Source organism: Paraburkholderia sp. GAS206C, assembly GCF_050435645.1.
In the GTDB taxonomy this organism is placed as follows: Bacteria; Pseudomonadota; Gammaproteobacteria; order Burkholderiales; family Burkholderiaceae; genus Paraburkholderia; species Paraburkholderia phenazinium_B.
The window spans coordinates 84,948-102,706 of the sequence record NZ_JBNDKR010000005.1; the positions used below are offsets into that span (position 1 = coordinate 84,948).

Genomic DNA, 17,759 nt, shown 5'->3' on the forward strand with positions numbered 1-17,759 from the left:
TACGCTTGAATAGATTTACAGCCTGACCTCGATGAGGCAGGGGCCAGCCTCGTTCACCGAGTCAGCCATCGCCTTGTAGAAGGCCTCGGCCGTATCGACTGCGACAGCCGGAACGCCCATGCTTTTTGCCATCGCCAGCCAGTCGATGCGGGGACGATCGATATCGATCATCGCCAATGCACGCGCACCGGGTGCGCCGGCACCCATGTTGGTGTACTCGGCCTTGAGGATGGCGTAGCTGTTGTTGGCAAAGATGATCGTTGTGATGTTCAGGCCTTCGCGCGCCTGGGTCCACAGCGACTGGATGGTGTACATCGCGCTGCCATCGCCGACCATGCAGAACGCGCGCCGCTCAGGGCAGGCGAGCGCAGCGCCGGTGGCAACCGGAGTGCCATAGCCGATCGAGCCGCCCATGTTATTGATCAGGTCATGAGGCGCAGCGCCAACAGTCAGGCCCATCGTCTCGCGGCCAGTGGTCAGCGATTCGTCGATGAGGATGCAGTTTTCCGGCAGCGCCGCGGCGAGCGCCTGGGCAATCGTCGCCGGAGTCAATGCGCCGGTCGGCGGTGGAGCGTCGGAACGTGACTGAAAAACCGCTGCCGTATTCGTTGCGCCAAGCGCTTCAACCAGCATCTCAAGACCAGCAGCACCGTCCTCGCCAATTTCCACCAGCGAGTGAACGCTGGTGGCGGGCGATTTAAGCAAACTCGGTTTGTCAGGATAGCTGAAGAAAGCTATCGGCTCGGTCGTCTCGACCGTGACGATGTGCTTGAATTCCTTCAAATACTCAACAGCCAGTCCAACCGCATAAGGAATGCGTTCGAGCGTAACGCGCCCTGCTCCGCGTTCGATTCGCGAACTGAAGAATTGCGTCGCGATGCGACAGCCGGTCGCCGCCTTGATTTTGCCCGCCAGCTCGATTGCGCGTCCGCGTGTCGACCCACCAGCCAGGACGATGAGTGTCGGTTCGCCCGAACGCAGCACCTTCGCAATGTGCTCGATACGCGCGGCGTCCGGTATTTTCGCCTTGGCAACCGCGCGCGGCGGCTTGACCTGTTCGCCCGCATCCTGCCAAGAGGTATCGCCAGGCAGAATGAGCGTCGCGATTTGCCCCGGATGTCCGCTTGCCTTGCTCACCGCCGTCGCAACGTCCCACGCCACCGCTTGCGGTGACTCGACACGGCGCACCCAGTGACTCAACGGCCGCGCGAGGCCCTCGATATCGGACGTCAGCGGCGGATCGTACTTCAGGTGCGAAGCCGAGTGCTCGCCCACGATGTTGACCATACCCGACGATGCTCGTTTTGCATTGTGGATATTGGCCAGACCATTCGCGAGGCCCGGTCCGAGATGCAGCAGCGTAGAGGCCGGCGTCTCTTTCATCCGGTAATAGCCATCCGCAGCGCCGGTGCACACGCCCTCAAACAGACAAAGGACGCTGCGCATACGCGGGTTCTCAAGCGCCTTCAGAAAGTGCATCTCCGAGGTGCCCGGGTTTGCGAAGCAGATGTCGACGCCCTGATCGGTGAGCGTCTGAACCAGGCTTTCGGCTCCGTTCATTGTTTAGTACCCCGCCATCTCGCGCGCCATGCCGACCACGCCGTAGCTCTTCAGCGGAGCCGAGATCAGGAAGCGATAGCCTTCTTCGAGCAGGCGCTTATGGTTCTTCGCATTGACGTGCGGATTGCCAACCACGACGTTGTGCTTGTGGCACGTCTCGACGATCTGGCGCATTGCGTCGACCACGACCGGATGCTCGTAATCGCGCGGATGGCCCAGCTGCTGGCTAAGATCGCCCTCACCAATCAGGATGAAACCGATACCCGGCACGTTCGCGAGAATGTCGTCGAGGTTTTCAATCGCCTCGGTGCTTTCACACATGAGACCGACCAGAATTTCGCCTTCCGGGGCCAGCGGCCACACGTCGGCCTTCCTGTAGTAATCCGCCATGCTCAAACCCCAGTAGCGGGCCGCGTTAGCCGGGCCGTCGCCGCGGATACCCTTTGGCTCATACAGCGGTGCATCCTTGGGTCGCGCATATCGGCACGATGCCACGGCGTTATAGGCCTGCTCCACAGTCGACACATGCGGCCATACCACGCCATAAACGCCACGATCGAGCACCTGCTTGGCGAACGACTGGTTCATCTCGGCACCGTTGGCCGGAATACGCGCAATCGGGGTGACACGCGGCGCAACCGAGCCGGACTCGGCAATTTGCTTGCGGCTCAGCATGTATTGCAACGCATCGCCCAGCGCCGAGACGTCGTAGGGGTTGTGCTCCATCTCGAAGATGAGGCCGTCGTACGGCGCGTCGCTCATCTCGATGGCGTTCTGCTTGTCCAGTTTTGAAAACGCGGCGAAAGCGGGCTTGCCGGATTCGAAGGCGCGAATGATGCTGTTCAGACGGGTATCGCTCATGGTGTTTCTCTCTCGTTGATTGGGTACCTAAGTGACTGCACTGAGTGGTTGCATCCAGCCAGATCAGTCAGCCGCTTTCCAGTACATGAATCCCATACCCTCACCCGTACCGGCTGGTGTGCGCCAGCAGGGCACGTAGTCCACCAGCGTCATCTCTGCGCCCGTTTCCTGCACCGCTTTCATCACGCTGACGTAGAGTTTGATTTCCGAAGTGCCCGACTGGTACGAGCGGTTATCTACCGCAGCGAGGCCGTCGTAGTCGTAACCGGCCAGCATCTTCATGATGTTGTGATCGAATTCCTCGTCATTGACGAAGTGCGACAGCCCACCCGAAGCAAAAATGCCGACCCGTACATCCTCAGGCCACGCCGTAATTGCATCGCGCAGTACCCGGCCAAATTCGATGCAGCGCGACATGGACGGCTGCGTTGGCGGATAGAAGCAATTCATGATGATCGGCACGTGCGGCGGCGGGTTATCTCCCATGATCTGGTGATACACGAAGCTGTACGCATGCGGCACCACCGGATATTCGGGCAACGGCTTCATCCACACGTTGTCCGGCCATGCAAAGAGATCGGTCAGATCGAAACCTTCGCCCTGGAAGTGTTCAATCAGATAGGCGGCCAGCTTCGGATGACACTTGTGCGTGACGTGATGATCCGGAGCGTAGACGGCGCGCTGCGGCGGACCGTTGTGCACTTCTTCGCCACTGTAGATGGCGATCGAAGGGGAGAAGTCCGTGAAGATCTCCTTCTGGTCCTTGCCCAGGATGATCGCGACATCGATATTGGCGTCGCGATAAGCAGCAGCCATCTCGTCAAGCGCGCTACGGCAGCGTGCGGCGCGCGCAGTACGTTCCTCAAGCGTCAGGAATTTCTCGAACGCTGCTCCGCGGTGCGCTTCCAGCTCAGGATAAGTCCAGGTCTGATTGCGAAACCACAATTCCGGATTGTTGCGGTCGCGTTCCCCGTTCTTGAGCCAGTCCTCCGGTGCCTGACCCAGCATGCCGCTATGCGGCACCGCCATCCCGAATACAATCTTCGCCATTTAGGATTTCTCAGTAAATTAATGTGTTCAACAAAGCCGGCTATTTCTGCTGTTGCGGCCGCACCTTGATTTCTAGGCTCGCCGCAGCGATCCGTGCGCTTCGGTTACCTTGGGCGCCCACTCGGGACGAAACAGAGTCGCCGTGGCCAACGCGCCGATCAGCAGGAAGACCAGGATCACCAGCATCGGCAGGTCATAACTTCCGCTGACATGGAGAAGCCAGCCCGACAAGCTTGCCGCTACACCGCCCGCGAGACTGGTAGCGACCTGTTGCACGCCAGTCACCAGGCCGATTGCCTGCCTGGGAATCAAGGTCAGGCGCGACAAGACAAGGTTGTTCGCAGTGGCGAGTCCAAGCAGCGATAGCGAGAGCACATTCCAGAAAAGCGCCATATTCAGCGTGTGCGCATAGGCGCCAAGCAGCACCGTGCATCCGCCGCCGAAGCCCGCAATGGTGAACGCCTTGCGCACCCGAATCGGGTTGCCGCCACGGGCGATGATCCGGTCCGCTGCCCACCCCGCGACTGCCGCGACAATCGCAATCCCGGCGAAGCTAAAGAATGTGAAGAGTCCGGAGCGCGAAATCGACAGGCTGCGTTGCTCGACCAGATAAGCAGGCATCCACGTCATGCAATAAAACGTGAAGTAGCCGTAGCAAAAGTTGGTGATCATGCCGCCCCACACAACCGGGCTGGCCAGAATGCTGCCAAGGCCAACCGTGCGCGCACTGCGATTCGCCACGGTCAGTTCTGCTTTCGATGGCAGGTCGTTGCGGACCATCAACAACCACGGAGCCAGCCATAGCAGGCCAACCAGACCGGTCGCTATAAACATGACCTGCCAGGAATAGTTGACGAGGAACCACGCGCCGACCGGCGCACCGAGTGCGGGACCGAACTTGTTTCCCATCGCCAGAATGCCTACCGCAAGACCGTTCTGGCTCTCACCGAAGTTGTTGCGAATCCAGCGGTAGCTCGCAGGAATCACTATGGCCTCGGCCATGCCAATGATCAGACGCATGACCACCAGACTCGCGAGCGCCGTCACCGCACCCATCAACGCGGTGGCGAGGCACCACAGCGCGAAGCTGACCGCGTACGGCCATTTCACGCCGTAGCGGTCGGCGACCCAGCCCATCGGCACCTGAAACACACCATACGACCAGAAGAAGGCCGAGTTGATCCAGCCGCGATCGACATCGGTCAGCGCAAAATGTTGAACGAAGCCTGCGTCCGCCAGCGTGGAAGAAATGCTGGTGCGATCGACAAAAGAAATCAGAACACCGATCGCAAGGAGCGCGAGTATGGCCCAGCGGTTCGCAGTCCCGGGTCGTGCAGGTTTGCTTGTCTCCATCTGCTTGTTTCTCTTTAGTGTGATTGGTTCTGCGTGCGCACTAACCGATCTGGCCTTGAACATCACGGGTAGCCCGCACAGATGCGAAGCAGCCTCAGGCCAGGGCCGGATACAGTTGCTGCGCAGTGCTGCCGAATATCCACGCACGATCTTCGTCGCTCAGGCACGCCAGACCCGCCTGGGCCTTCGCGAGGATTTCCGGCAGCGTGCCCGTCGAAGTCGGATAATTCGAGCCCCAAGCCATCCGCTTTGCGCCGAAGGCTTCCACCACACGCGGGAAGAACGTTTCGGCGCTGGCCTTCTCCTTCTTCACGTCGCCAAAGATGCGCGGCGTGAGCTTCAGGTAGATGTTCGAAAGCGGCGCAAGGTCGAACAGGCTTTGCGCTGCCGCATAGGGTGCGCCGTCGGCAACCTCCGGTCGTCCCAGGTGGTCGAGGACGATCGCGACGTTCGGGAAGCGCTTCGCCAACGCCGTGACTTGCGGCAGGCCGATCGGGCCGGTCTGGATGCACATCGGCAGGCCCAGGTCACCGCACAACTCCCATGCGGGAAATGAGCGCGGATCGTCGAGCTCGCTCGGGTCGAACTCCTTGGTGCTGCCGCCGGTAAAGAGACGCAGACCCGCGAGACCGCGCCCGACCCATTCCCGGATGCGCCCCGGTGCGTCCGGTTGCAAGACGTCAACGGAGCCGATGGCCACCAGGCGGTCCGCATACTTCGCGCAACCGTCTACAACGTAGCTGTTATCGAAACCGTAAGTGGTAGAAGAATGCACCACAGCAGCCTTGGCGACGCCGGCTTCGTCCATGGCCGCGATCAAGGTTTCAACGGTCGTGGGACGTTCCTGCGACCAGTCCGAGCGCTTGCCGAACAGCGGCGCAGGCGGATAGCGGGTTTCGTCGTCGGAAATGATGTGTGGGTGAATATCAACAATGGAAGTCATGATTGCCTCTGTACTCTACTCATTGCATACGGCTCGCGCCGGTGTCACTTGCCGCGCGCTTTAAGGCGTGCATCGAGACGCGGATAAACGCGACGCGCATTGCCTTCGAAGATCTTGTAGCGGTCCTCGTCTGACAGCGCCGTGCAAGCGTCGATGTAGCGCTTGGTGTCGTCGAAGTACTGATCGGTTGCCGGATCCTTGCCACGCACTGCGCCAATCATTTCCGAACCGAACAGCACGTTGTCGGCGGGAATCACCTTGGTCAGCAACTCGACACCGGGCTTGTGATACACGCATGAGTCGAAGAAGATGTTGTTGAGCAGTCCTTCGAGTGGACGGTCGCGCATCTCGAGCGACATGCCGCGATAACGGCCCCAGTGATACGGCACGGCGCCGCCGCCGTGCGGAATCACCAGACGCAACGTCGGGAAGTCCTTGAACAGATCGGATTGCAGGATCTGCATAAACACCGACGTATCCGCATTCAGGTAATGCGCGCCCGTGCCATGGAAGCACGGATTGCACGAAGCGGCCACGTGGATCATCGCGGGCACATCCAGATCGACGAGCGCTTCGTAAAGTGAGTACCACTCGCGATCGGTCATCGGCTTGCCGGTCCAGTAGCCGCCGGTCGGATCGGGATTCAGATTGCAGCCTACGAAGCCCAGTTGCTCGACGCAACGGCGCAACTCGGGAATCGAATTCGCGGGCGCAGCACCTGGCGATTGCGGCAACTGGCATACCGGCGCGAAGTTGTCCGGGTAGAGTTCGGTCACGCGATACACGAGGTCGTTCGATACCTCGGCCCACTCCAGACTGGTGCGCTCGTTGCCGAGATGGTGGCTCATCAAACCGGCGATCGGCGAAAACAGCGTCAGGTCGCTGCCGCGTTCGCGTTGCAGCTTGAGCTGGCCATTGCCGATCGCTTCGCGAATCTCGTCGTCGCTGACAAAAGCGCCGTCACGCGACGGGGCGTTGGCCGGGTTGTTGGCAAACTCGACCTGCCTGGCGCGCCAGGCGCGAAATGATGCGGGTACGGTCGTGAAGTGACCGTGGCAATCGATGATCATGTTTTTTCCGTTCGGGTCTTGAGGTCAACGAGCCAGCGGGTCCACAAACAGTTCGTGGATGGACATGCGGCGTGGCGTGAGACCTTGCTTGAACGCGGTGGCCTCCAGCGTTTCGATCGTCTTGAGGTTCTCTTGCAGACCGTACGGCAGCGGATCGTGTCCGACGATCTTGCGCAACTGGAGATACTTCTTGTCGCCGGCGCTCGTGGCCTCGCCCGAGTCGAGTCGCGCCAGCCATTCCTTTTTCGCCTGAGCGAAAGCGTCGTAAATCGACCTGGCGATCCACGGATTCTCGGCAAGCACCGAGTCCTTGACGACGATCGTGCCGTGCATCGGATAAACCCCCGTGCGAGCGTAGTACTCGGTCTCGAGCTCGGTCGCATTGGGCAGCAGATCCGGGTAGTCAGCCTCGACTTCCTTCCATCCACCCGTGGGAGCACCGGTGCGGCCGATACCCGCGGCGGCGGCAAAACCCGCCGACAATTCACCCGAAGCCATCATTTCCGCCAGCGAGCTGCCCGCAGGAGCATGGATCACATTCGACGGCAACTTGAGCTGCGTGACATGCTCTTCGTCGTCGACCACCCAGGTCACCTTGGATGAATCGAGGCCGAATTCATCGATCAGCACCTGACGCGTCCACACGCCGGTCGTGACCGAGTAGGCGCGTACGCCGACCTTCTTTCCTTCCAGGTCCCTGGGGGTGTTGATCCCTGCATCGGGTCGTACCAGCAGCCCGCCATGGTGAAAGCGCCGCACCACAAAGATCGGCAAGCCGACAAATGGCGCGCCATAGGCACGAGCAATGATGTAAGTAGTCGGCGCCAGTTCGCAGACGTCGAATTCGACGTCGCGCACCATGCGGCGGAAAGCGCCAATTTGCGGCTGAACGGTGATGAACTCGGCGTCCACGCCCTCAATGGGAATGGATCCGTTACGGATGGCCGACGTGTGCGGGTGCTCAGCGATAGCGATCTTGAGCGGGACTTTTCTGGTCAACTTCCTCTCCAATGTGTCGGCCGGAGTTGGCGCTTCAGCGCTTGGTCCGGTCCCATGCAAAGACATTTGCGGATTGATCGTCGCAGACAGCTGAATGAAGGCTCCAGCGCCGGACGGATCGTCTCGATGGGGTGAGAATATGGGAGGATGAGCCCCGCGTCCCTACACAAAAATCAGATTCAATGGCACTTTTGTTGATGGGCCGAGGAAGGCAGGACGCGCGCGCCGTGGGCTTGTGCGCCCCACCCGGGTACGGCGAAGGTCAGCGGAGAGGGTGCCGCTTGCGGGCTATTTCGCAAGACGGTCGGCGGTTGATGGAACACTGTGATTACCGTAAGCCTACGGCGCATCGAATCCAATACCGCGCAGGAATATCTCAAGCCGCTTCTTGATGTCCTGCGTTCTGCGCGCCCTGTCCACCGCCTGCAACAACCGTCTGCGAGGCAGAAGCGCACCGAAGACGATGTCCATCAGCATGCCTGCACACAGCAGCGGATCCGCGATCGTCATCCGTCCGCGCTCGGCCTCCCGTTGCAGCCATTCGATCAACTTTTCGCGCGAACGAATGATCTTGTGTTCGTACAGGTAGTCAGACAGTTCCGGAAACTGCACGGACTCCCGGACGATCAGGTTAAGAATCGCCTCCCGCGCACGTTCGGCTTCGTCGTCGATGTCCAGACGGAAAATTTGGATCAGCGTTTCGAGGATCGGCAAGGTCTCATCCTGAGGCCTCGGCAGATCGAGGATCAGATGCTGGTTCGCGCCGACAACGGCCGCAAACAGTTCGGTCTTGTCACGGAAGACCTCGTAGATGGAGCGCTTTGACACTTTGGCCTTCGTCGCAACGACGGCCGTCGTCGTTCGTGCGAACCCCAGTTCGACGAAGGCCTCATGCGCTGCCGTCACGATGGACTGGCGCCGCTGCGTCTCCCCGATCACCTTCGGCCGCCCGCGTCTCGCAGACGGTTTCTCTTTGGTGATTTCCACTTCCTTCTCCTGCCTTTCCATTGAAACAACCGTGTCGTTTATATATGGTACTCTGATAGTACCGAAATGTCGTTCGAACTAGCAAGGAGAGTAAGCATGGCACAGGTCACCGTTCCTCAAGCAACCGGACCGAGTCCCATCCGGGATCCTCGCGTCCTTGAAGTCATTGCGCGTATGAACGCTTCGCGCCGTTTCCCGCCACGCGAGGCCTTCGACGGTCCGGTCGGCAAGGACCCCGAAGCGTTCGCGGATTATGGGTTTTCCATCCACCCCGACCAGGGCGATCTGATCTACCTGCTGTGCAGAGGCCTCGGCGCAAAGCGGGTGGTGGACTTCGCCACGTCAATCGGCATGTCCGCTATCTATTTTGCGGCAGCCGTGCGCGATAACGGTGGCGGCCTCGTCATCGGTTCGGAGTTTGTTCCGGCGAAGGTGGAAGTCGCGCGTCGCAATCTCGACGATGCGGGGCTGGCCGAATACGCCGATATCCGCGCCGGCGACGCACGCGAAACGCTGCGCGACCTCGGCGGACCGATCGATTTCGCGCTGATCGATGGCTGGCCTGTTGCCGAAGGACCATCGCTCGCCCGTCAGGTCGTCGAACTCGTCGCACCGCAGTTGCGGGTCGGCGGTTATATCCTGAACGATAACGCCGAGCCGGATTTCCTCGACTATATCCGCGACCCGAAGAACGGTTTCATCTCCATCACGCTGCCGATCAAGCGCGGCACGGAACTCGCGTTGAAGGTCGAGTGAGCGATCGTACCGTTGTGAGCGCGATCGTCGGCAGGCTGGGGTATATGCAGCGCATAGGGTGTTGAAGGAGCATGAAGTTGCAAACGCGTAGAGACTTTCTGATCATGACTGCAGGTGTGGGAGTGATTCTCGCAGTCAGCGTACCGGCTGTTGCAAGCAACAGCGCGCCGCATGCGAAGCGCGCCACGGCGATCACGCAGGTTTTCGGCGACGGTATTCGTCTAAGCGCAGTTGCGGTGGAATATGACACACCGGTCAAGGGTGCGGACCTGTCCGCTGCGGACTTCCGCGTCGAAGGCCGAACCGTTACAGGCGTGTTCACCAGCACGAGCGCCGATCCGGCAGACCGTGCAGAGACCGGCCGTTTCGTTATCGTGACTCTTTCGCCCGACGACACAAATGCCACCCTCGCCGAGAAGGTTCAAGGCCAAGGCGTTATGCCACCACCGATTGGCGGCAGCGGTGGCGGTCCCGGTGGTGGCGGTCCAGGAAAGGCCGGCGATATCCCGCACTACGACACCGTTTACAAGCGCGCCGAGGCATCGATCATGATGCCAGGCGGGCGCACGCTGGCAACGACAAAGGTCAAGAACCTGATCGTCGACGATTTCCATCAAAGGGAATTCCACGATCCGAAGACCGGCAAGATGCTCCGGTACAACCTGTTTGTGCCGAAGGACTATGACGCGAGCAAGTCCTATCCGCTGGTGCTCTTCATGCACGATGCAGGCGCAACTAGCGACGTCACGCGTACCACACTGTTCCAGGGACTGGGTGCCATCTCGTGGGCAAGCCCCGAGGATCAGGCCACGCGTCCTTGTTTCGTGCTGGCACCGCAGTTTGCCGAAATCATCGCCGACGACGATTCGCGTACGTCCAGCATGCTCGACACCACCATCGATCTCATCAAGTCGTTGGCAAGTCAGTACAGCATCGATCGCAAGCGGCTCTACACCACCGGCCAGTCGGGTGGTTGCATGATGTCCATCGCAATGGATATCAAGTACCCCGAATTCTTTGCGGCCTCGTTCCTCGTTGCCGGCCAATGGGATCCCGCGCGCGTAAAGCCGATGGCCCGACAGAAGCTGTGGATTCTGGTCTCGCAGGATGACGACAAAGCGTACCCGGGACAAAACGCCATCACTGAGGAACTGAAGAAGGACGGCGCCAGGACTAGCCGCGCGGTGTGGGATGGAACGTGGACGGCTCAGGAATTTCAGGCCGCGTTTGAAAAGATCGACGCTGAAGGTAGCTCAATCAATTATGTGACGTTCCGCAAAGGCACCGTCATTCCGCCAGGCGAGTCGTCGGCAGGGGCCAGCGGACATCGAAACACCTGGCGTATCGCATACACGATTGAGCCGATTCGTGAATGGATTTTTCGACAGCAGCGCTGAAGCTCACGCAGCCCGCCTGTAGCCGTTCATCGCCGGACGCTCGGCCACTGGAGGAAACACATTCCACGAACCGTCGTCATGACGAAAGAAGACGATCGAGAGTACACCTCCGGGACGCGATGTCTCGACGTACACCACACACCCACGACGCGAACCCGCACGACAAAGACGCGTGACGCGTGCCGGCATCGCGGGGGTGGGCGCGAGCCACTTATCGACGATCCAACGCAAAGACTTTTCGGCGGCATACATGTCATTCTCCTTCGAAGCTTGAGGCCCTACAGCCCGTCGTTCGCAACCTAAGTTCTGTGAACGGAACGGCCATCAGGCGACACGGGCGCCCGAATAGGCACCCTTCAATTCGGCTGCGACGAGGGCCTTGAAAAGGCTCGCCAATACATGCAGCCCCGCACGCGGATGCGTGAGGCAAGTCTCGACCTGCTGGCTGCGACTCTCGCCGGACAGGCACCACGCACAAAAGTGCTCGCAATTGTTCGTCAACAGGCGATAGCGGTTTTCGCCCAGGCGCGAACGGGCCCGCAGAACGGCCTCCGCGCCCATGTATTGCGCACAGGGATGAAGGCGGATTGCAATCGCGCTACCGGCGGCAAAACGGTCCAGCGTGACTTCGACGACGGGCCCGCGGCAGTGGCCGGCGGCAAACCCCGCGTAGTGAACGACCTTGCCTGCGCCTGCGTAGATGCCGTGGTGTTCGTAGCCACCACGGCTCGTCACGAGATGCGCGCCAAGCGGTATGTCGCATTCGTCAACGAACGGAAGGTCCGACGAGGCGCCAGCCGCGCTACGCATTACGCGTTGCCGTTCGCTACGGACGTCTTGTTGTTTGCTGTTCATGGCTCGCCTCTGTGTTTCCGGGTTCCCGCAAGCGACGCTTGCACACATATCCAACACTGTTGCGAGCTCTCTTGCATCAACCGGACCAGAGCATTCAAGCCATTGATTTTCCTACGGAATCGGAGAATTCTCGAAAGTGACCGGGTTACTATGTCAGCGTCTGGCCAACACTCGTCGTGCCGAACTGTTGGAGGCCGCCCGCCATATCAGGAGCCCGAAGCATTCCACAGCGTCCGCCCGATTTGTTGGGTCGCGGACACAGCTGCATCCACCGGTGTTGGCGAGGCCCCCACATTTCGCTGTGCCGCGTGCTCCGCGCCACGCGAGGACTAACGAACAATTCCCACGCAATCAAAGGCTTACCGGCATGCGCACAAAGCGCCGCAAAGCTAGCACGTTACTTGCACCGTATCGGCCATCTGCCCCATGAACCGCGGTCGCGAGTCGGCGACCACTCCGGAGAATCGACATGGCTTCCATTACGATCCACGACCTTCCAGACAGCTTCGCGCTTGACCACAAGGCAATGGCGATGATCCGCGGCGGAGACGGCGCCCCGTGGCTATACGGCTGGATACAGCCGTTCACGCCAAGTACGCCGAGCGCCGGCCCGGTTGTCGCCAACCTGTACCAGACCACCAACAACTTCTATGCTGGACAGATGATCAACCAGTTCCAGTCGATCAATGTCAACAACACCGGAACGGGTGCGAACATCAATGCTTCTCCCGACGAACGCAGCACGAACCATGCGGCGTAAATATCGTGACGTGTACCAGTCAATTCAGATGGGTATCGGCGGCCCGCTCGGATGTGGGCCGGGTCCGCGAACACAATGAGGACGCCTGCCTGCAGCAGCCGGAGCGCGCCTGCTGGGCAGTCGCCGATGGCATGGGAGGCCATGCCGTCGGCGACCTCGCGAGCGGCTTGATCGTCGACGCGCTAAGCCGTCTGTCTGCGCCCGATACGATTGCCCGCTACCTCGCGGACGCGCGCAAGCGCCTGCTGACGGTCAATCAACGGCTGAGGCAGGAAGCCGCAAGACGGCAGGTATCCGTGATCGGCAGTACAGTCGTTGCGCTGTTCGCATGCGATAGCTACTGCGGCTATCTGTGGGCGGGCGACAGCCGGCTGTATCTGTACCGCGATGGACATTTGCGGCAACTGACCCGGGATCATAGCCAGATTGAGGAGCTCAAGGCGCTTGGACTTCTCACTGAGGAAGAAGCGGTCAATCATCCGGCCCAGCACGTGATCACCCGCGCGGTGGGCGCCACCGATCAGCTCGAATTCGACACCAACACGCTGGCCGTAGCCGACGGTGACATGTTCCTGCTGTGCAGCGATGGGTTAAGTAACGAATTGAGTGCGCAGCAGATGCAGGCCGCGTTGATCGCGGCCGATTGCGACGCTGCCTGCGAGGCCTTGATTGCAGCTGCCCTTACGCGCGGCGGCCGCGACAACATCACCGCTGTCGTGGTCCGTGCCGAAGACCCCTCCGCCGCCGACAAAACCCTCCTGAATCCCACACCCTAGCGTGCAACCTTGAGGCCGTTGCTGCTCAACTGCTGCCCGGCTCCTTGTCATGCGTCTGGCCGTTGCGATGACGGAAGTCTTTTGAATGCAGTCCGTGCTTCTTGAGCAGCATTTGCAGATGAGAGCGGTTCATGTCGACGCGCCGCGCCAGTTCAGCAACGGTGCCGCCCACTTCCTGGAGACCGCGTTCGAGGAACACTTTCTCCGCCTCGTCGCTGGCTGCACGTTTGGCATCACCGAGCGACATCAGATTCGGCACCACGCTTACGGCGGACGCGGACGGCGACGCTGAACTGGGTCGTACATCCACTGGCAGATGCTCGACATCCGCCGTATCGCCTGCGAGGCACGAGATCCGGTAGATGACGTTGCGCAGCTCCCGAATATTGCCGGGATAGGGATACGTCAGCAGGAAATCTCGCAACCGTGGTGTCATTCGAACTGGACGGCGCTTCAGAATGCCGGCCGCTTCGTCGCTGAAGTACGCAAGCAGCAGCGGGATCTCGTCGCGCCGTTCGCGCAGGGGTGGCAAGGTGATGTGTATCACGCTGAGCCGGTAAAACAGGTCCTCGCGAAACTTGCCTTCTTCGCTCAGGCGCCGCAGGTTGCGGTTGGTCGCCGCGACAATGCGCGTGTCGACCGCAATCGTCTCGTCCGAACCCACGCGTTGGATTTCGTGCGCTTCCAGCACGCGTAACAGCTTGACCTGGCCCGCCAACGGCAACTCGCCAATCTCGTCGAGAAAGATCGTCCCCGTGTGCGCGCTTTCGAACTTGCCCTTCCGGTCGCTCGACGCACCTGTAAACGCCCCTTTCCGATGACCAAACAGTTCGGACTCCAGCAGGTTCTCGGGAATCGCACCGCAATTGACCGAGATAAACGGCTTGTCCGCACGGCTGCCGTTTGCGTGAATCACCTTCGCCATCAGTTCCTTGCCGGTACCGCTCTCGCCGTCGATCAACACGGGTAACTCAGTGGGTGCCGCCTTCTCCGCGATTTCGAGCGCTTCGAGCAGTTGTGGATTGTCGCCGAATGTCCCCTCGAAAATGAAGCTGCGTGCCAGCAACGCCTCGCGTCGTGCGCCGCGCGACAGTTCAACGCGCACGGGCTCCGCCACCGCCTGCACGAAGCGCTCCTTGTGCGACAGTTGCATCACCTCGTCACGCAGTACGCTCGCCTGCCGGAGCACTTTTTCGATGTCGGCGCGCTCGAGCCTGGATGCCCAGCGCAACATCGAACGCAGGATTTCGATCTTCTCGATCAAGCCGGCGTAAGAGATGGCGGGACTCGGGTCCTCGGTCTGGTCAAGTATCTTCATCCGGCACTCAACTGTTTCTGTACGAGCTGGTAGTACATCCCCTTGCGCTGAACCAGTTCCTCGTGACGCCCCTGCTCGGCGATAGCGCCTTCGTACAGCACGAGAATCTTGTCGGCGCGCATGATCGTACTCAGGCGGTGCGCGATGATGACCGCAGTACGCCCTTTCAGAATGTCGTGCATATTGCCGAGAATATTGCTTTCGGACTGCGTATCGAGCGCCGAGGTGGCTTCGTCGAACACCAGCAGTTTCGGGTCGTGGTAAAGCGCCCGCGCAATGCACAAGCGCTGGATCTGGCCGCCCGACAGTCCGACACCGCGCTCGCCCACTACCTGTTCGTAGCCGAGCGGCATCTTGCTGATGAATGCGTGCGCGTCCGCCATCTTTGCGACCTCCTCGATGCGGCGCCGGTCCGGCGCATCGTCGCCGCTCGCGATGTTGTCTGCGATCGTCCCGGAGAAAAGCAGATTGGTTTGCATCACATAGCCGATCTGCCCGCGATAACACGCCTTGTCGATCACGTTGAGGTCGTAGCCGTCGACCGTCATCTTGCCCTCGTTGGGGCCATAAAAACCGACCAGCAGCTTGGCGAGCGTCGTCTTGCCCGAGCCGCTGCGGCCGACGATCGCCACGAGCTCGCCCGGCTTGATATCGAAGCTGATGTTCTCGAGCACGTATTCGTTTTCGCCGCCACCGTAGCGGAAATACACACCGCTCAGGCTGATTTCACCCTGGAGATCAGGCAGGATCACACGCGCGGCCAGATCTTCCGGCTTCTGTTCGGGTTCGATATCGAGCACATCGCCTAGCCGTTCCATGGCGACGCCCGCGTCGTTGAGCATGCTCCACAGGCTGACCAGGCCCATCAATGGGCCTAGCACACTGCCCATGAACGCATTGAAGGCGATCAACTGACCGATGGTCAGCTCACGAGCGAGCACGAGATTCGCACCTACCCACAGGATCGCGATGGTCGTCGCCGCGTTCAGCAACTGGCTGCCCAGGCCCACCAGAATGTTGAACGCCTGCGACCGGTACTGCACTTCGAGTGCCTTCGCGTATTTCTTTTCCCACCTGAGACGAACCGGACGCTCCATACCCATGCCCTTGATCGTCTCGACGCCGGCGAGCGCTTCCATCAGGAATGCTTTGGAATCCGTCGATGCGGCGAATACTTCGCGCGCGTAACGTTTGATCTTCGGCGTGGCGAGCGCGGTCAGCGCAACGATGGGAATGACGAAGCCAATCAGAACCAGCGTCATCTTCACGTTGTAGACAAACATGATCGTAAAGTAGATGAACACCATCAGCAGATTCAGCGCGGTCGTCACCGTCGATTCGGTCAGGAACGCGCGAATGGTCTGGTTCTCCTGAAAGCGCGCGAAGATGTCGCCGGTCTTGCGGCTGGCGAAGAAGGAAAACGGCAGCGACATCGTATGCTTGAAGAACTGCGACATCATCGCGAAGTCCATGTTGCGCACCATGAAATTCGCCAGATAGGCGCGCACCGTCGCCATGAGTTGTGAAAACACACTGGAGACGATCAGCCCTACGATCAGCAGTTCAAGCAGGCTGACGTTCTGGTGTACGACGACACCGTCGAGAATGTTCTGGATGATGAGAGGCGGAATTACGCCGAGCACCTGAATCACGAAGGTCGCCAGAAAGAGATGCGCGAGAATTTTCCGGTACGGAGTCAGGTACCCAACAAAGCGGATCCATGGCGAACGTGACGCCGCCATCTGCACCAGGTTGGGTCCGGGCGTAAACAGCAGACAGGTGCCGCTCCAGCCGCGCTCGAAGTCCTCCACACTCAGCTTCCTGAAGCCGAGCGCCGGGTCGGCTATCCACACCCATTCCTTCGAGGTTCCGTACACGACAATGTAGTGATACCCCTCCCAATGCACGATGAAGGGCAGCTCGAAGCTACGTAGCGACTCATAGATGCACTGAACGCCCCGTGTGGTAAATCCTAGCGATTCGCCAGCCCGTGCCAGACTGTCCAGTGTCGCGCCCATGGTCGTCACATTGGCCAGATCGCGCAGCTTGCCGAGCGTCATCGAAATGCCGTAGTGCCTGCAGATCATCGCGAGACAGGCCGCGCCGCAATCCATCTCCTCGGCCTGCTCGACCAGCGGAAAACGCCGGATCACCTTTTCGCCGGACTCCGGTTTCGTATGAAGGTCGAGCACCACGGGGTGCTTGCGTCGTTGCTCGACGCGCTTTTGTCTTTCCAGCTCCCGTTCCGCAAAGCGGATCCGTTCTTCGAGCGCTTCGCGCAGCTTCGGGTTGCGCTCCAGAATGAAGTGCACCGTTTTCTCGGGGATGACGAGAAGCCGGGTCTCGGTGTTGGCAATAACCGAGACCATCTGCTCCTGGCGCAGCAAACAGGCCTTCTCACCGAAGATCTCGCCTTGCCGAAGCGTCGCCAGCACGTAATCGCGGCCCTCTTCGTGCCGCACAAGGCGCACCTCGCCCTGACGGACCACATAGAGCCGGCGGTCTTCCCGCGCGCCCTGCTTGAGGATATCCTTGTCCGCGCCCATCCGTTTCGCACCGACGCTACGCACGCATTCTTCGAGTTCGGCCTTGTTCAGTTTGCTGCGTAAGTCGAACAGTTGCGTGACGAATCCGCCGGCTGAGCTGATTGCGACGTAGCTCGTCACGAACGCCAACGCGTCCGGGTTGGCGGCGATCACAGGCTCGATGGCAATACGCGGAATAAACAGCAGTTCAGTCTTCGCCGATGCACGCACCGACGACTCGTGCAGATAGTCGCGCAGCATCGCGATGTCCGCAAAAATCTCACCGGTCTTGCGTACTCCCATGCTGATTTCTTTACCCCGTTCCTCGGTAAAGATGCGCACCGAGCCGGACTTGATCACAAACAGTCCGTCCGCGGGTTCGCCGGCATTGCATACGGTTTCGCCGAACGCGAAATGCCGGGACTCGGCGTGCGCGGCCAGCCGTTCGAGTTCGTCCCGCGAAAATGGCGAGAGAATCTCGACCGTCGAGAGGAAGTCGACCGCGGGCGAAGCTGTCTGTGGTGCATCCATATGCTTGCGAACCTCGAC

At 60.2% G+C, this 17,759-nt stretch carries 16 protein-coding genes; 4 read left to right on the plus strand and 12 right to left on the minus strand.

Features of this window, described 5'->3' with window-relative positions:
* Positions 1-15 precede the first annotated feature (15 nt).
* The 8 genes from P3T20_RS15125 to P3T20_RS15160 form a co-directional block, all read right to left on the minus strand.
* A complete protein-coding gene (locus P3T20_RS15125) occupies positions 16-1,560 on the minus strand; it encodes an acetolactate synthase large subunit (RefSeq protein WP_074267219.1) in 1,545 nt (514 codons plus the stop codon).
* 3 nt (positions 1,561-1,563) lie between these two features.
* The gene (locus P3T20_RS15130) at positions 1,564-2,421 is read right to left on the minus strand and encodes an HpcH/HpaI aldolase family protein (protein WP_074267218.1); all 858 of its coding nucleotides are present in this window, start codon (positions 2,419-2,421) and stop codon (positions 1,564-1,566) included.
* A 63-nt stretch (positions 2,422-2,484) separates the two neighbouring features.
* Positions 2,485-3,471 (minus strand): protocatechuate 3,4-dioxygenase, encoded by a 987-nt coding sequence (locus P3T20_RS15135; RefSeq protein ID WP_429287193.1) that lies wholly within the window; start codon positions 3,469-3,471, stop codon positions 2,485-2,487.
* 72 nt (positions 3,472-3,543) lie between these two features.
* On the minus strand, positions 3,544-4,824 hold the full coding sequence (locus P3T20_RS15140) for an MFS transporter (RefSeq protein WP_429287194.1): 1,281 nt from the start codon (positions 4,822-4,824) through the stop codon (positions 3,544-3,546).
* Positions 4,825-4,918: 94 nt separating this feature from the next.
* Positions 4,919-5,767: an amidohydrolase family protein gene (locus tag P3T20_RS15145; protein ID WP_429287195.1), complete on the minus strand. Its 849-nt coding sequence runs from the start codon at positions 5,765-5,767 to the stop codon at positions 4,919-4,921.
* A 44-nt stretch (positions 5,768-5,811) separates the two neighbouring features.
* Entirely contained in the window at positions 5,812-6,837 is a 1,026-nt protein-coding gene (locus P3T20_RS15150; RefSeq protein ID WP_429287196.1) for an amidohydrolase family protein, read from the minus strand.
* 24 nt (positions 6,838-6,861) lie between these two features.
* Complete coding sequence (locus P3T20_RS15155) at positions 6,862-7,836, minus strand: ABC transporter substrate-binding protein (RefSeq protein WP_429287197.1); 975 nt, start codon at positions 7,834-7,836, stop codon at positions 6,862-6,864.
* Between the two features lie 339 nt (positions 7,837-8,175).
* Positions 8,176-8,823: a TetR/AcrR family transcriptional regulator gene (locus P3T20_RS15160; protein WP_429287198.1), complete on the minus strand. Its 648-nt coding sequence runs from the start codon at positions 8,821-8,823 to the stop codon at positions 8,176-8,178.
* Between the two features lie 96 nt (positions 8,824-8,919).
* On the opposite strand from P3T20_RS15160, the gene P3T20_RS15165 reads away from it, so the two are divergent.
* Entirely contained in the window at positions 8,920-9,579 is a 660-nt protein-coding gene (locus P3T20_RS15165; RefSeq protein WP_429287199.1) for an O-methyltransferase, read from the plus strand.
* A 71-nt stretch (positions 9,580-9,650) separates the two neighbouring features.
* A complete protein-coding gene (locus P3T20_RS15170; protein ID WP_429287200.1) occupies positions 9,651-10,976 on the plus strand; it encodes a peptidase in 1,326 nt (441 codons plus the stop codon).
* A gap of 3 nt (positions 10,977-10,979) precedes the next feature.
* Here the strand turns inward: P3T20_RS15170 and P3T20_RS15175 are convergent, their stop codons facing one another.
* Together P3T20_RS15175 and P3T20_RS15180 are read right to left on the minus strand one after the other, a co-directional pair.
* Positions 10,980-11,228, minus strand: a complete 249-nt coding sequence (locus P3T20_RS15175; protein ID WP_429287201.1) for a hypothetical protein — start codon at positions 11,226-11,228, stop codon at positions 10,980-10,982.
* Between the two features lie 72 nt (positions 11,229-11,300).
* The gene (locus P3T20_RS15180) at positions 11,301-11,831 is read right to left on the minus strand and encodes a lecithin retinol acyltransferase family protein (protein WP_429287202.1); all 531 of its coding nucleotides are present in this window, start codon (positions 11,829-11,831) and stop codon (positions 11,301-11,303) included.
* 469 nt (positions 11,832-12,300) lie between these two features.
* Between P3T20_RS15180 and P3T20_RS15185 the strand changes: the two genes are divergently transcribed.
* The gene (locus P3T20_RS15185; RefSeq protein ID WP_074267208.1) at positions 12,301-12,591 is read left to right on the plus strand and encodes a hypothetical protein; all 291 of its coding nucleotides are present in this window, start codon (positions 12,301-12,303) and stop codon (positions 12,589-12,591) included.
* 5 nt (positions 12,592-12,596) lie between these two features.
* Positions 12,597-13,367, plus strand: a complete 771-nt coding sequence (locus P3T20_RS15190) for a PP2C family protein-serine/threonine phosphatase (protein ID WP_074267207.1) — start codon at positions 12,597-12,599, stop codon at positions 13,365-13,367.
* 25 nt (positions 13,368-13,392) lie between these two features.
* Here the strand turns inward: P3T20_RS15190 and P3T20_RS15195 are convergent, their stop codons facing one another.
* Entirely contained in the window at positions 13,393-14,685 is a 1,293-nt protein-coding gene (locus P3T20_RS15195) for a sigma-54 interaction domain-containing protein (protein ID WP_074267206.1), read from the minus strand.
* Positions 14,682-17,741: a peptidase domain-containing ABC transporter gene (locus tag P3T20_RS15200; RefSeq protein WP_429287203.1), complete on the minus strand. Its 3,060-nt coding sequence runs from the start codon at positions 17,739-17,741 to the stop codon at positions 14,682-14,684. Before P3T20_RS15200 ends, P3T20_RS15195 begins: the two co-directional genes overlap by 4 nt.
* Positions 17,742-17,759 lie beyond the last annotated feature (18 nt).